The organism is Streptomyces sp. ATexAB-D23, from assembly GCF_000373645.1.
Taxonomy (GTDB): Bacteria; Actinomycetota; Actinomycetes; order Streptomycetales; family Streptomycetaceae; genus Streptomyces; species Streptomyces castrisilvae.
The window spans coordinates 168,291-181,775 of the sequence record NZ_KB892003.1; the positions used below are offsets into that span (position 1 = coordinate 168,291).

At 72.5% G+C, this 13,485-nt stretch carries 11 protein-coding genes and 1 tRNA gene; 4 read left to right on the forward strand and 8 right to left on the reverse strand.

Features of this window, described 5'->3' with window-relative positions:
* The first annotated feature begins 16 nt into the window (after positions 1 to 16).
* The 4 genes from B082_RS0105550 to B082_RS0105565 all read left to right on the forward strand — a co-directional run bounded on the left by B082_RS0105550 (position 17) and on the right by B082_RS0105565 (position 3,771).
* Positions 17 to 688 (forward strand): TetR/AcrR family transcriptional regulator, encoded by a 672-nt coding sequence (locus tag B082_RS0105550; RefSeq protein ID WP_267885829.1) that lies wholly within the window; start codon positions 17 to 19, stop codon positions 686 to 688.
* 55 nt (positions 689 to 743) lie between these two features.
* Positions 744 to 815 (forward strand) — tRNA-Gln (locus B082_RS0105555).
* Between the two features lie 3 nt (positions 816 to 818).
* Positions 819 to 3,110: a hypothetical protein gene (locus B082_RS0105560; RefSeq protein WP_018550814.1), complete on the forward strand. Its 2,292-nt coding sequence runs from the start codon at positions 819 to 821 to the stop codon at positions 3,108 to 3,110.
* 145 nt (positions 3,111 to 3,255) lie between these two features.
* Positions 3,256 to 3,771 (forward strand): hypothetical protein, encoded by a 516-nt coding sequence (locus B082_RS0105565; RefSeq protein ID WP_199783760.1) that lies wholly within the window; start codon positions 3,256 to 3,258, stop codon positions 3,769 to 3,771.
* Between the two features lie 57 nt (positions 3,772 to 3,828).
* On the opposite strand, the gene B082_RS0105570 is transcribed toward B082_RS0105565, so the two are convergent.
* From B082_RS0105570 to B082_RS0105605, 8 genes are all read right to left on the reverse strand, one after another.
* Positions 3,829 to 5,235 carry a phosphomannomutase/phosphoglucomutase gene (locus tag B082_RS0105570; protein ID WP_051094583.1) on the reverse strand — a complete coding sequence of 469 codons (1,407 nt, stop codon included), beginning with the start codon at positions 5,233 to 5,235 and terminating at the stop codon, positions 3,829 to 3,831.
* Positions 5,216 to 6,838, reverse strand: a complete 1,623-nt coding sequence (locus B082_RS0105575) for an alpha-amylase family glycosyl hydrolase (RefSeq protein WP_018550817.1) — start codon at positions 6,836 to 6,838, stop codon at positions 5,216 to 5,218. The genes B082_RS0105570 and B082_RS0105575 overlap by 20 nt, the downstream gene beginning before the upstream one ends.
* Positions 6,835 to 8,076 (reverse strand): Gfo/Idh/MocA family protein, encoded by a 1,242-nt coding sequence (locus tag B082_RS0105580; RefSeq protein ID WP_018550818.1) that lies wholly within the window; start codon positions 8,074 to 8,076, stop codon positions 6,835 to 6,837. Before B082_RS0105580 ends, B082_RS0105575 begins: the two co-directional genes overlap by 4 nt.
* Positions 8,073 to 9,152, reverse strand: coding sequence for a glycosidase (locus tag B082_RS0105585; RefSeq protein WP_018550819.1), 1,080 nt, complete (start codon positions 9,150 to 9,152; stop codon positions 8,073 to 8,075). The genes B082_RS0105580 and B082_RS0105585 overlap by 4 nt, the downstream gene beginning before the upstream one ends.
* Before the next feature lie 5 nt (positions 9,153 to 9,157).
* Positions 9,158 to 10,015 (reverse strand): carbohydrate ABC transporter permease, encoded by an 858-nt coding sequence (locus tag B082_RS0105590; RefSeq protein ID WP_018550820.1) that lies wholly within the window; start codon positions 10,013 to 10,015, stop codon positions 9,158 to 9,160.
* Position 10,016: 1 nt separating this feature from the next.
* A complete protein-coding gene (locus B082_RS0105595) occupies positions 10,017 to 10,952 on the reverse strand; it encodes a carbohydrate ABC transporter permease (RefSeq protein WP_018550821.1) in 936 nt (311 codons plus the stop codon).
* The gene (locus B082_RS0105600) at positions 10,949 to 12,241 is read right to left on the reverse strand and encodes an extracellular solute-binding protein (RefSeq protein ID WP_018550822.1); all 1,293 of its coding nucleotides are present in this window, start codon (positions 12,239 to 12,241) and stop codon (positions 10,949 to 10,951) included. Before B082_RS0105600 ends, B082_RS0105595 begins: the two co-directional genes overlap by 4 nt.
* Before the next feature lie 90 nt (positions 12,242 to 12,331).
* Positions 12,332 to 13,351, reverse strand: a complete 1,020-nt coding sequence (locus B082_RS0105605; RefSeq protein ID WP_018550823.1) for a LacI family DNA-binding transcriptional regulator — start codon at positions 13,349 to 13,351, stop codon at positions 12,332 to 12,334.
* Between the last annotated feature and the right edge of the window lie 134 nt (positions 13,352 to 13,485).

Here is a 13,485-nt window from a genome sequence, read left to right on the forward strand (position 1 = left end):
GGTCTAAGCTGACCCGGTGAGCAACCAGTCAGCGGGCAGGTCCGGCCGGACGGCCAAGCCCCGTACGCCCCGAAGCCCGGAAGCCCAGCAGCGGCAGCGGGACATCCTGCACATCGCGATGGACACCTTCGCCGCCCGCGGCTACAACAACGCCTCGCTCGCAGAGATCGCCGACCGGGCCGGCCTGACCCAGGCCGGTGTCCTGCACTACTTCCGGTCCAAGGCGCTCCTGCTCACCAGCGTCCTCGAACTCCGCGACCAGTCGGGCATCGAGCAGCTGGGCGCCGGCCGCCCACAGGGCCTCGCCTTCCTGCGCCACCTGGTCGACACCGCGCTGCGCAACGCCGAGCGCGAAGGGATCGTCCGCCTCTACGCCGTCCTGTCGGCCGAGTCCGTGACGGACGACCACCCGGCCCAGGACTACTTCCGAGACCGCTACGACGGACTGCGGGCGTTCGTCGCCGACGCCCTCCGCGAGGCGTGCGAACTCCCCGACGAGGACAGGCAGAAGGCCGAGAACGCCGCCAATGCCGTCATCGCCGTCATGGACGGACTCCAGGTGCAGTGGCTGCTCGCGCCCGGCTCGGTGGACATGGCCGCCTCGACCGACCTCGTGGTCACCGCCCTGCTGACGTCGCTCGCCCCCCACCGCTTCGGCCCGGACGGCGAGACCCGGCCAGGCGGCTGAGCGGTACAGAATTCGCTTGTACGACCTTCGCCCCTGCACCTAGCCTTCACGGCATCGGCGTGTAGCTCAGCAGCAGAGCACCGGGCTCTGGTCCCGGAGGGCGCAGGGGCAGAACCTGCCACGTCGGCTTATGAACGCCAACCACGCACGCGCCGAGCGGGAGTTCCCCGCGGGGGCCGACGGATCCGCCGCCTGTCCCGAAGCCATGCCGGCCCGCGCCTTCCTCACCGCGCACACCCACCACGACGCCGGCACCCGCGAACGCGCCGGCCACCGCGTCGACCGCTGGCGGGCCGTGCTCACCGGCATGGCGGACGGCACCCTGACGATCGGCTCCCGCACCCCCGTCGCCGGGCTGCCCGCCTGGGTGACACCGGAGGTCGTTAGGGGCGGATTCGTCACCTCCGAGCCGAGCGCCGGAGGCCCGCTCCAGCCGTACGAGCACGAACTCGCGTCCCACGCCGGGGTACCCGCCGAGCGCCGGGCCCTGTTCACGTACTGCCTGACCGAGGCGGGCCTCGCGCGGCTGTACGGCCTGCTCGACAGCGGCCGCTACGAGATCACCGTCCCCGAGGAGGGCGCCCTGCTGACCGTGGCCTGGCTGGTGCGGGCCCAGGACACCGCAGGTGCGCTCGGACTCGTCGAGACCCTGGCCCCCTTCGCCGACCGCCTGCGCTTCACACCCCGCCCCGCCGCCCTGCCGGCGCCCACGGCCCGAGCGGTCCACCGCCGCACGGTCGCCGAGGCACGCGCGACGCTCGCCCGCCGCCGCCCCAACACCGCGATCGAGACTCAGCGCGAAGCGCTCACCGTCTGGCAGCCCTTCGCCGACGAACTGCTCACCCACTGGCTGGAAACAGCCGGACCCGGCCCCGTTGCGGACCGGGCACCCGACGAAGCCTGGCGGGAGCGCGGCGCGGCCCTCCTGCGCCGCTACCGTGAACTCGCCGCGGCCCACACCCTGTGCACCGCCCACCGCGACCCGAAGGGGAACGCGGGCATTCTGCGCGGCGCCCTCGAAGAGACCGTCGCCGGCCGCCCGCTCACGCCCCGGCGGCTCGGACTGCTGCGGCACGCCGTGGAATCGATGGTCCGCAAGCGAGGCCGCCCCGGCTCCGCCGGGCACACCGAACTGCGCGCACAGCAGGCGGCCCAGGCCGCCCGGCCCTCGCACCACGCCTTCGCCCAGCTGGTCCTGCACCGCCTGTCGGCCCTCGCCCAGCACGCCGGCGCGGCCGACACCGCGCCGCTGGTCACCGCAGTGTCACCCGACGAGGCGCGGCACACCGCACTGCCCGCCGGGGCGGCGGTCCCGGCTCCCCTCCGGACCGTGGTCGAGAACGCGCTGAGCGCTCCTCTCGCCACCCTCGTGGAACGCGGGGTCGTCACCTCCGCCGAGGTCCTGGCCGAGCTCGTCCCGCAACTGGTCGCGGCGACCGGCGCGCAGTCCTACCGGGACGAGGCGCTGCGCACCTTGATGGCCGCGCACTACCGGGCCTTTCGCAACCGGCGCTCGCTGCTCCTGCTCGACCTCGCCCGGCAGGTGCGGGCCGACGAGCTTCCGTGGGTGCGCGCGACGGCCGCGTACCGGACGGGCGACGGCCGTCATCCCGCGCGAACGGCCCTGTGCGAACTCGGCGAACTGGCCGTGCAGGCCTTCCCCGGGACCCTTCTGCCCAACCCCCTGATCCGTGAACTCGGCGTGCTGGCACGGCAGGCCGAGACCGACGCGCCGTTCGTCGAGGAACTGGCCGTCGACATCTTCATGGGCACCTTCACCCCCAAGTTCCTGGCTGCCGCAGGCGTCGCTGCGGGGCTGCTCGAAGGCACCCTGTACGAGCGCTACTACGGCATCGACTACGCCGCGGTCCGCGACCTCGCGGCCACCCGGGCGGGCGGAGCACGGACCAGGACCGCGCCGGACTTCGCGAAGCTGTGCACCGAGCGGGCCGGGCAGATCCCTGGCAGCCGCAGTTCCTCCCTGGCCGCGAGCGGCGGCGTCATCGAGCAGGCGCAGATCCTCACCACGCACAACCTGGCCACGCTGGTCAGCCGCGTCGGCATCAGGCCGGAGCCCGGCTGGGAGCACCTCGCGGGAGTCTGCTTCCGTACCGTGTGCAAGGTGACGGCCCGCGTCCACGGCAACCCCCGCCCGCTGGCGATGATCAAGGACGCGGCATACGCCTGGCGCCAGATGATCTTCCACCTGTCGCTGTGCGCCCCCGCGGCGCAGGCCCGTGCGATCAGCCGCCTGGACGAGGATGCCGCCCGGCACCCCGGCCACGTCTCGGCCCGGCTGGCACCAGCCCTGACCGGCCTGCGGCAGACCGTGGCCGGCGGTGTCCCGGACACCGGGGAGGGCCGGCTCCTCCTCGGCTGGAGCACTCAGCGCCACTGGCTCCGTCCGGCCCGGCCCGCCTGACCGGACCGGGCGAGTGGTGGAGCCCCGCGTTCGTGCGTTCCAGTGAATCGCGGGCGTGAGGCGAACCGTTCCGCCGCGCGGGCCCGTTACCCGTGGGGTGCGAGCGCACCCCACGCACACGACGAGCAAGGGTGTGAAACAGGCGATGACGAACATGGACCGCAGGAGCATTCTGCAGCTGACCTCGGTGGCGGCCATGGCCGGGGGAGTGGTGGCCGGGGCCGGCGGGACGGCCCACGCGGCGCGCCGGGCCGACCGCCGGATCACCCTGAAGGGCAAGCGCACGGGCGCGAACCTCCCGGACGTGCTCACGGCCGGCGTCCCGTACTTCGTCCGCTACGACCTGTCGGACGAGGAGGGCCGCGGCGTGGGCACCGAGAACGCGCACTGCCTGCCCGTCACCGTGGGCACGGACGGCGCGTACGTCATGGCGACCCTGGTCCTGAGCCTGGACGACGGCATGATCACCGCGGCCACCGCCTTCCAGCGTCCGCTCCCCGCCGTGACCGAGCTGCCGGCCGGCTCGCCCCGGTGGACCCACGAGTTCGCGATCACCGGAGGCACCCGCGGCCATGTGGGTGCGGCGGGTTCGATCACGATCGAGCACCCGACCCGGGACGACGACGTGCTCACCATCGACCTGACCGACGCGACGCAGTAGCGAGCCCGCACAGCTCGTCGTCCAGGACCGGTCACGGCGGCCCGTGGCCGCCGGGCGTCAGCCCCGCCCGTCCGCCGTGCCGCGGACCGTCACCAGGACCTCGTCCCTGACCGCGCGCATGAGTGAATCGGTGCGCGCCTCCACGTTCAGCCGCAGCAGCGGTTCCGTGTTGGACGGGCGGAGGTTGAACCACCAGTCCGGGCCGCTGACGGTGAGGCCGTCCAGGTCGTTGGCCACCGTGTCCGGGCGGAACTCCCACACCGCGCGTACGGCGGCGGTGCGGGCGGACTGGTCGGTGACGGTGGAGTTGATCTCGCCGGAGGCGGCGTAACGCTCGAAGCGGCTGGTGAGCGCGGACAGCGGGCCGCTCTGCGTGCCGAGGGCGGCGAGGACGTGGAGGGCGGCCAGCATGCCGGTGTCCGCGTTCCAGAAGTCGCGGAAGTAGTAGTGCGCCGAGTGCTCGCCGCCGAACACGGCACCGGTCCGGGCCATCTCGGCCTTGATGAAGGAGTGGCCGACGCGGGTACGGACCGGGGTGCCGCCCGCCTCACGGATCACCTCGGGGACCGCGCGCGAGGTGATGAGGTTGTGGATGACGCTCGCGCCCGGGTGCCGGTCCAGTTCGCGCGAGGCGACCAGTGCCGTGACGGCGGACGGCGAGACCGGGTCGCCGTTCTCGTCCACGACGAAGCAGCGGTCGGCGTCCCCGTCGAAGGCGAGCCCGAGATCGGCGCGCTCGGCGCGCACCCGGGCCTGGAGGTCCACGATGTTGGCCGGCTCCAGCGGGTTGGCCTCGTGGTTCGGGAACGTACCGTCGAGCTCGAAGTACATCGGGACGACCGTCAGGGGCAGCCCGGCGAGGACCGTGGGCACGGTGTGTCCGCCCATGCCGTTGCCCGCGTCGACCACGACCTTCAGCGGCCGGACGGACGACAGGTCCACCAGGGAGTGCAGGTACGCGGCGTAGCCCGCCAGGGTGTCCCGCGTGGTGACGGCACCCGCGCGGCCGGCCGGGGCCGGCGCCCCATGGTCCGACCACCGCTCGACCAGGGCGCGGATCTCGGCGAGACCGGTGTCCTGGCCCACCGGCTCCGCGCCGGCCCGGCACAGCTTGATGCCGTTGTACCGGGCGGGGTTGTGCGAGGCGGTGAACATCGCGCCGGGCAGCGAGAGCGAGCCCGAGGCGTAGTACAGCTGGTCCGTCGAACAGAGGCCGATCCGGGTGACGTCGGCGCCCTGCGCGGTGGCGCCACGGGCGAAGGCGTGGGCGAGACCCGGGGACGAGGGCCGCATGTCGTGGCCCGTCACGATCGCGTCCGCCCGCGTGACCCGGACGAAAGCGGCACCGAACAGTTCCGCCGTCGTCTCGTCCCACTGGTCGGGCACCACGCCGCGCACGTCGTACGCCTTGACGAGTCCGGACAGGTCGGTGCGGGGCGGCGGGTCAGTCACGGGCGTTGTCATCGGTGTCTCCTCGGGCGGGACGGGAAGGGGGCGCGGCAAGGAACCACGCGGCGGTGTCGGGCGGCAGCGCGTCGCCGTCGAGCGGACCACTGCTGAGCAGCGGACGGCCGGACACGCCGAGCGCGGCGGGACGTACGGGCTCGGAGCCCGCATTGACGACACACGTCAGCTCACCGCGCCGGAAAGCGATGACGGGTGCGTCCGGGGCCGAGAGCCAGACCGGCGGGGCCGCCGGGTCCGGCGCCGGATGGGCACGCCGCAGCCGCAGCGCCGCCCGGTAGAGGGAGAGCGTGGAACCGGGGTCCCGGTCCTGCGCGGCGACCGTGAGCCCGGCCCAGCCGGCGGGCTGCGGCAGCCAGGTGTCCTCGGGCGCCGCCGAGGTGAAGCCGTACGGCGGGTTTACACCGGACCACGGAAGGGGCACTCGCGCCCCGTCGCGGCCGGCCTCCGTGTGGCCCGAGCGCTCCCACAGCGGGTCGCGGACGCGGTCGGCGGGGACCTCGGCCTGGGGGAGGCCCAGCTCCTCTCCCTGGTAGAGGTACGCGGATCCGGGCAGCGCCAGCATCAGCAGCGCGGCCGCACGGGCGCGGGCCGTGGAGCCGTAGCGGGTGACGGGACGCACCGCGTCATGGCTGGAGAGCAGCCAGGTGACCGCGGCGCCCGGCACGGCGAACGAGCCGTCGATGACCCGGCGCAGCTCCGCCGCGTCCCAGGCCGCCTCCAGGAAAGCGAAGTTGAACGCCTGGTGCATCTCGTCGGGGCGGATGTAGCGGGCCAGCCGCGCCGGGTCGAAGACGGCCGACTCCGCGACCATCACCCGGTCGCGCGGGGCGACGGCCCCGGCCGGCGCCGGATGGGTATCGAGCAGCGCCCGCCACTCCCGGTAGAGCGGGTGCAGCTCCTCCTGGTCGTAGTACGGCATCAGGTGGTTGCGCAGGGGGTCGGTGTGCTGCCCGGGGCCGGCGTCCGGCAGCCCCTCCGCCTTGAACAGGGCGTGTGCCACATCCACCCGGAAGCCGTCCACGCCCCGGTCGAGCCAGTGGCGGAGGACTTCGGTGAAGGCGTCGCGCACCTCGGGGTTGCGCCAGTTCAGGTCGGGCTGCTCGGGCGCGTGGAGATGGCAGTACCACTCACCGTCCGCGACCCGTGTCCAGGCCGGTCCGCCGAAGGCCGACCGCCAGTCGTTGGGCGGGAGTTCACCCGCGGCGCCACGGCCGGCGCGGAACAGGTACATCTCCCGCTCGGCCGTCCCGGGGCCCGCCGCGAGCGCGTCGAGGAACCACGGGTGACGGTCGGAGGTGTGGTTCGGGACGAGATCGACGATCAGCTTGAGGCCCAGCTCGTGGGCGCGGGCGGTCAGCCGCCCGGCATCGGCGTCGGTCCCCAGATCCGCGGCCACCCCCGTGTGGTCGGAGATGTCGTAGCCGCCGTCGGCCAGCGGGGACGGGTAGAAGGGTGTGCACCACACGGCGTCCGCGCCCAGCTCGCTGATGTGCCCCAGGCGCGCGGTCAGCCCCGCCAGGTCACCGGTCCCGTCCCCGTCCCCGTCGGCGAAGGCCCGCGGGTGGACCTCGTAGCAGACCATGTCCTGCCACCAGCTCATGCCGGCACTCCTTCGGACGGGACCCGGCCGGCCGCGGCCAGGGCCGGTCCCGGGGCGAGGACGCTCTGTTCGGCGCCGGTCGCGGCGGCTACGGTGGCCGCCTCGGTGACCGCCACCGCGGCGAACCCGCTGACCGCGTCGGCCACCGGACGCGTGCCGTCGCGGGCCGCCCGGACCAGGTCGGCCATGGCCGCGCGCACGCTCTGCGCGTACACGTACGGCTTGCGGGCCTCGCCGCCGAGGTCGAGGACGGCACGCACGCGGTGCGGAACCGAGCGCTCCTCGCCCCGGCCCCGGGCCGGCGCGGCGGAGCCGGCGTTCCGCTCGACGCGGACGGCGATCCGTTCGCCGCCGTGCGGCCGGAACCCCTCGACGGCCAGCAACTCGTCCTGGAGTCCTGGGAGTTCCTCCCAGGCGCGGGCATCGTCCTCGTCGGCCCACGCAGTGATCTCCGCGTGGACGGGAATCCAGCCGCTGATCCGGGTCTCGGCGAACCCGTGGTCCAGGCGCATGAGCTGGCGCTCCGCGCGATGGGCATGGGTGAAGGAGTGCAGATGCGAGGCGAGCACACCTCCGGGGTGCACCACATCGGCACTCACCAGGTCGACCGGGCCGCCGGGGCGGCCGACGGCCGTGGCCCGCACGGAGACCGGGTCGGACCCCAGCAGCGCGCGGGCGGCGTCGAAGAAGTGGACGCCGTGCTCGATGAAGATGCCGCCGCTGTGCGCCTGGTCCCAGAACCAGTGGCCGGCCCCCAGATCCTCGTCCGACGCGTCGTTCTCGAAGAGGAACCGGCGAGGGCGCGCGAGCAGCCCCCGCCCGGTCAGCCGCTCCACGGCCCGCAACAGCGGGTTGTACCGCAGTACATGGTCCACGACCAGGGCCCGCCCGGCGAGCCGCGCCTCGTGGGCGACCGCCGACGCGTCCTCGGTCGTGGTGGCGAGCGGCTTCTCGCAGAAGACATGGCGCCCGGCCCGCAGCGCGGCTGTGGCCAGCGCTGCATGGGTGGCCGGCGGCGTGGCGATCAGCACGGCCGCCACGTCGTCCCGCTCCAGCAGCTCGCCGAGCGAGCCGAGTGCCGGGACGCCGTGCCGCGCCCCGAGCCGCCGGGCACGCGCCGGCGACGGGTCGGCGACGGCCGCCAGACGCAGACCGGGCAGACCGGCCACGGCGTCCAGGACGAACCCGGCGAACCCGCCGCAGCCGACCAGGCCGACACCCAGGGCGCCGCCGGTCACGCCGTGCGCTCCAGGAGGGCGACGCCGATGTGCGCGTCGGCCATCCCGTAGAACACGTACAGCAGGCCGTCGACCTCCTCGATGGCCGTCGGGAACACGACGTTCGGCACGGTGCCCGAGACCTCCTCCTCGGTCTCCGGCGCCATCAGCGGCTGGTCCGAACGGGCGATCACCCGCGAGGGGTCCGCAGGGTCGAGGATCATCGCGCCGGCCGCGTACGACACGCCCTGGTTCTGGGCCCACGGGTCCTCGATGGAGCCGGACACACCGTGGTGGATCAGCAGCCAGCCCTCGGGTACCCGGATCGGGGCGGGGCCGCCGCCGATCTTCAGGGACTCCCAGGGGAACTCCGAGAGCGCCAGCAGACGGTGGTCGCGCGGGCGGGTCAGGGCGCTGATGTCCGCCTCCACCTCGGCGACGGGCACGTAGCTGATCCAGATGCCGGGCCGCTCGTCGGTGACACCGGCGGGCAGGTGCACACCCTCACCCGGCCGGAACCAGCCCAGGTCCCACATCGGACGGTGCAGCATCGCGTACGCCATCCCGCCGTCCGGGCCCGGGACCGGCTCGGGGAAGTGGACGACGTCCTTGTTCGGGAAGAGGTTGAGGTCGGTGTCCAGATCCGGCTGGTACGCGAACTGGACCGGGCCGAGCCGCGTCCAGTCGGTGAGGTTCTCCGAGACGGCCAGCGCCGGCTTCGGGCCGAGCGGGCCGTAGGCGACGTAGCTCATCACGTGCTTGCCGAGTGAGGGGACCCAGGTGACGCGGGGGTCCTCGACCCCGGCGTTGTTCTTGCCGCGCTCCCAGCCCTCGTCGGGGGCGAGGACGGTGCCGCGCCGCTCGACGCCGCTGGGCACGCCCGCCTCGTCGAAGGCGACCTCGGCGAGGCCGACGCGGGAGACGTTGCCCTCGGCGACCAGGCGCGGCAGCAGGTGCAGCCTCCCGTCCGGGGTGCGGCCGGAGGCGGGGTTCAGCACACCCTCGACCTCGTTCGCCTCACCGGCCAGCGGGGACATGACCACACCCTTGCGCACCATGCGGTAGGGGATGAGGGTGGCGGTGGTGGTGTTGCTCATGGCTTTCAGCCCTTTACTCCGGAGTCGATGTCGGTAGAGGTGAAGTGGCGCTGGAACAGCAGGAACAGGACCACCGCGGGGAAGGCCAGCACACAGGCGCCGGCCAGCAGGGCACCGGCCGGGTTGGCCACCGTGCCCTGAAGATTGGAGAGGAAGCTCGCGAGGGAGACGGCCAGCGGCTGCATGTCCGCGTCCTTGGTGACCAGGAACGGCCACAGGAACTCGTTCCACGGACCGATGAATGTCAGCAGCAGCGCGGTCAGCACGGCGGGTCTGGCCATCGGCAACGCGATCCTCCACAGGATGCGCAGCTCGCTCGCGCCGTCGATCCGGGCCGCCTCGAACAGCGACTGCGGCATCTGGGCGAAGAACTGGCGGAAGAGGAACACCGCCGTCGAGTTGATCGCGAAGGGAAGGATCATGCCGAGGTAGTTGTCGCCGAGCCCGTAGTCGCGGACGACGAGGACGTACAGCGGCAGGGTCAGCAGCTGGAACGGGATCATCTGGACGAGGAGCAGGGCCGCGAAGACCGCCCCCTTGCCGCGGAAGCGCAGCTGCGCCAGCGCGTATCCGGCGAGCACCCCGAAGACGAGCGTGCAGATCAGCACGCCGATGGTCATGATCCCCGAGTTGAGCAGGGACCGGCCCAGCGAGATCGCGCTGTTGACCGCCGCGTAGTTGTCGCCGGTCAGGCCGGACGGGACGGCCGCGGACAGGTCGCCGACCGTCGTCCCGCGCAGCGAGCCGACGATCATGTAGTAGAAGGGGAACAGGAAGGCTACGGCTCCGAGCGACAGCAGGACGTAGCGGACCGCGCCGCCTGCCCGGAAGCGGCGGGCGGGCCGGGATGTGGTGGCGCTCATGTCAGTCGCCCCTCTCGGTGAGCTTGCGGGCGGCGAGCGACACGATCATCACGAAGGCGACGAGAACGACGCCGAGAGCGGCCGCGAAGTCGGGGTGGCCCTGCTCGATGCCCTTCTGATACATCAGCAGGACGGGCGAGGTGGAGGAGTGGTCCGGGCCGCCGCCCCCGGTCAGCAGATACGGCTCGCTGAACAGATTGGCGCCCGTGATGATCGCGTAGATCACGACGAGCGTGGTCGCCGGCCGCACGCCCGGCACCGTCACCGAGAAGAACTGCCGCACCCGCCCGGCGCCGTCCATGGCGGACGCCTCGTACAGCTCCTTGCCGACGTTCTGCAGCGAGGCCAGATACAGCATCACGAAGAATCCGAGCTGCTTCCAGGTCACGAAGACGGCGATCATCGGCATCGCGAGGTGCGAGTTCACCAGCCACGAAGGGTCCGGAGCGTGCGATCCCAGCAGGTGGTTGACGAACCCGTCCGAGCCGAAGAGGAACTGCCACACGGCCACCAGGGCGACGCTCGCCGTCACGTACGGGACGTAGAACGCCGCACGGAAGAACGAACGCCCCCGGATCTTCGCGTTCAGCGCGGTCGCCAGGACGAGCGAGAGGCCCACCGTCAGCGGCACGTTGATGACCAGGAAGACCAGGATGTTGAGGAACGCCTGGCCGACGACGGGATCGGTGAACACGTCCCGGTAGTTCGACAGACCCACCCAGGGCGAGTCGATCTTCGTGCCGGGCGCGGTGAAGTAGAAGCGGTGGAAGGAGATCCACACCGTGTAGACCAGCGGCACGGCGAAGACCACCACGATGAACAGCACGTACGGCGACACGAACAGCGCCCCGGCCCGGGAGAGACCGCGGTCCTTGCGGCGCGGGGCGGGCCCGCTCGTGCGCACGGCGCCGGGCGCCGCGTCCAGGTTCACGCTCATGACGGGTCCCCGTACTCGTTCAGCAGGTCGGTGATCTCGGACGAGGCGTTGCGCAGCCCGGCACGCGTCGACTCGCGGCCGAACACGACCGACTTCGTCCACTCGTCGCGGAAGGCCTGCCAGATGTCGATGGAACCCGGCACGTTCGGCACCTCGACGACGCGCTGCGCCTGGTCGGCGAAGGCCCGGTACGTCGGGTTCGCCTCGAAGTAGCCGGCGTACTCGGAGGTCAGGTCCTCGCGCATCGGCATCTGGCCGGTCGCTTCGAGGAACTTCCCGTCCTGCGCGGTGGAGGTCGCGAACTTCAGCACGTCCCAGGCGGTGGCCCGGTTCTCGCAGGAGCTGAACATCGCCGCGGACTTCTCGTCACTGAAGGAGTAGGTGCCGCTCCCGCCGTCGGCGGTCGGCACCGGCACGACACCGATGTCCACACTGTCCTTGTACGCGGCGACCGCCCAGGGTCCGACCGTCGCCATGGCGGCCTTGCCGTCGTTGAGCGAGTCGCCCGGATACGCCTCCTGGGGTGCCAGCTTCTGCGCGTACAGCGTCCGCCAGAACTCCGCGACCCGGTGGCCCGCCGCCGAGTCGAACTGCGGCTTGCCGTCCTCGATCAGCTGCTTGCCCCCGCTCTGCGCGGCGAACGCCGGATAGAAGTCGTACCAGGGCTGGAAGAAGTCGCTGCTCGGCGAGGGCCAGATCGCCGCCTTCGCGGCACCGCTGCGCACGAGCGTGCGGGACGTTTCGAGGAAGTCCTTGTAGGTCGCGAGCTTCGGGTGCTCGGGATCGAGGCCGGCTTTCGCGAACAGCTTCTTGTTGTAGAGGATCATGACCGGGTTGCTCTTCCACGGCAGCTGGTAGAACGCGCCGTCGGGGGAGCGGTACTGGCCGGTGAGGCCGCCGCCGCGCTCGGTGATGTACTTCTCGCCGTCCGGGAAGTCACTGAGGGAGACGAGCCCGTTCTGCTTCTGGAACGTCGGCACCGCCGCGGGCGAGGTGTTGAAGGCGAGACAGGCCGTCGTCCCCGCGATGATCGAGGCGCTGATGGCCTCCTCGGAGGTCTTGCCCGCCGGGATCTGCTGCGCCGTGACGTGCTGGCCGGGATGGCCCGCGTTCCACGCGGAGACCATCGCCTTGCCCCACTGCACCTCCTGCGCGTTGTTGGAAAGCCAGACCGTGATCGGGCCGCGCGCCTCGGCGGCGGTGGCCGGATCGGGAGCCGACCGGCCACAGGCCGTCGCCGTGCCCGCCAGAGCGAGCACGAGCAGCGCGTACGCCGTTCTCCTCAGCATGATTGATCTCCGAACTGTTCACGCATGGCCTCGTCGCCACACGGAATTCCCGGCCGTCGCCGGCACGACCGGTACGTTTTGCCCGGCGCGTCAGCGGCGGGGAGCGGGCCCCATCGAAGCGCGGGGCACGAACTGGGCCGGTGGCAGCCGCACATGATCGGCGACGCCCTCGGCGACGACCGCGTCCAGGGTGCGGGCCGCGGCCTCCCCCCAGCCCCGCGCGTCGGCACGCGCGGAGGCGAGCGGCGGGTAGCTGTACCGGGTCAGGGGTGCGTCGTCGTAGCCGACCAGCGACAGCTGACCGGGAACCCGGACACCCAGCTCCTGGGCGACCGAGAGCCCCGCCATGGCGGCGAGGTCGTTGCCGTAGACGATCGCGGTCGGCGGCTCGGCGGACGTCAGCAGCTGTCTGGTGGCCTGTGCGCCGCCCTCGGGGGTGAACCCTCCGGGCAGCACCGGCGCCTCGGGCAGGCCGAGTTCGCGCAGGGTCTGCTCCCAGGCGGTCCGGCGCCGGTGGGCGTGCAGCAGTTCCTGCGGCCCCTCGACGTGGGCGATGTGCCGGTGACCCAGCTCCGCGAGATGCCGGACGGCGGCCGTGTAGGCCGGCTCGTCGTCCAGACTCACCGCGGCCAGTCCGCCGCCCCACTCCGGCTGGCCGACCACGACGGCGGGCAGACCGAGCTCCCGCAGAAGGGCGGGGCGCGGATCGTCGCGGCGCAGGTCGGTCAGGAGGACCCCGTCCACCTGCTGCTCCGCGGCCAGCCGCCGGTAGACGCCCTGCTCCTGTCCGGGAGTGGTCACATGGACCATGAGCCCGTCGCCCCGCTGTCCGATGACGGCCTCGACGCCGGCGATGAACGCGGGGAAGAAGGGGTCGGCCCCGATCTGCTCCGGATCGCGCGCCAGAACGAGACCGAACGCGCCGGCCTTGCCGAGTGAGAGCGCCCTGGCCTTACGGCTGGGGGTCCAGCCGAGCTCCTGGGTGGCGGCGAGGATCCGCTGTTTCGTCTCCTCGGCGACACCGGGGCGGTCGTTCAGGGCGAAGGAGACGGTGGCACGCGAGACGCCTGCCCGACGGGCTACGTCCGCGATGGTGGGTTTGCGTGCCATGGCGCCTGAACTTTCCTGCCGGTGGACCGGTGACGGCCCGCCTTCAAACCGGTTTGACTTCTCGAACGAGGTCAACCAAACCGGTTTGAGGATGGGGCGTCAAGATGTCCGAGTGCGTGATGCGCGTCACGCGG

Coding starts and splice junctions, on each gene's coding strand:
- B082_RS0105565 (WP_199783760.1), top strand. CDS start 3,256: ATGACGAACATGGACCGCAGGAGCATTCTGCAGCTGACCTCGGTGGCG.
- B082_RS0105560 (WP_018550814.1), top strand. CDS start 819: ATGAACGCCAACCACGCACGCGCCGAGCGGGAGTTCCCCGCGGGGGCC.
- B082_RS0105570 (WP_051094583.1), bottom strand. CDS start 5,235: ATGACAACGCCCGTGACTGACCCGCCGCCCCGCACCGACCTGTCCGGA.
- B082_RS0105590 (WP_018550820.1), bottom strand. CDS start 10,015: ATGAGCGCCACCACATCCCGGCCCGCCCGCCGCTTCCGGGCAGGCGGC.
- B082_RS0105605 (WP_018550823.1), bottom strand. CDS start 13,351: ATGGCACGCAAACCCACCATCGCGGACGTAGCCCGTCGGGCAGGCGTC.
- B082_RS0105585 (WP_018550819.1), bottom strand. CDS start 9,152: ATGAGCAACACCACCACCGCCACCCTCATCCCCTACCGCATGGTGCGC.
- B082_RS0105595 (WP_018550821.1), bottom strand. CDS start 10,952: ATGAGCGTGAACCTGGACGCGGCGCCCGGCGCCGTGCGCACGAGCGGG.
- B082_RS0105575 (WP_018550817.1), bottom strand. CDS start 6,838: ATGAGCTGGTGGCAGGACATGGTCTGCTACGAGGTCCACCCGCGGGCC.
- B082_RS0105600 (WP_018550822.1), bottom strand. CDS start 12,241: ATGCTGAGGAGAACGGCGTACGCGCTGCTCGTGCTCGCTCTGGCGGGC.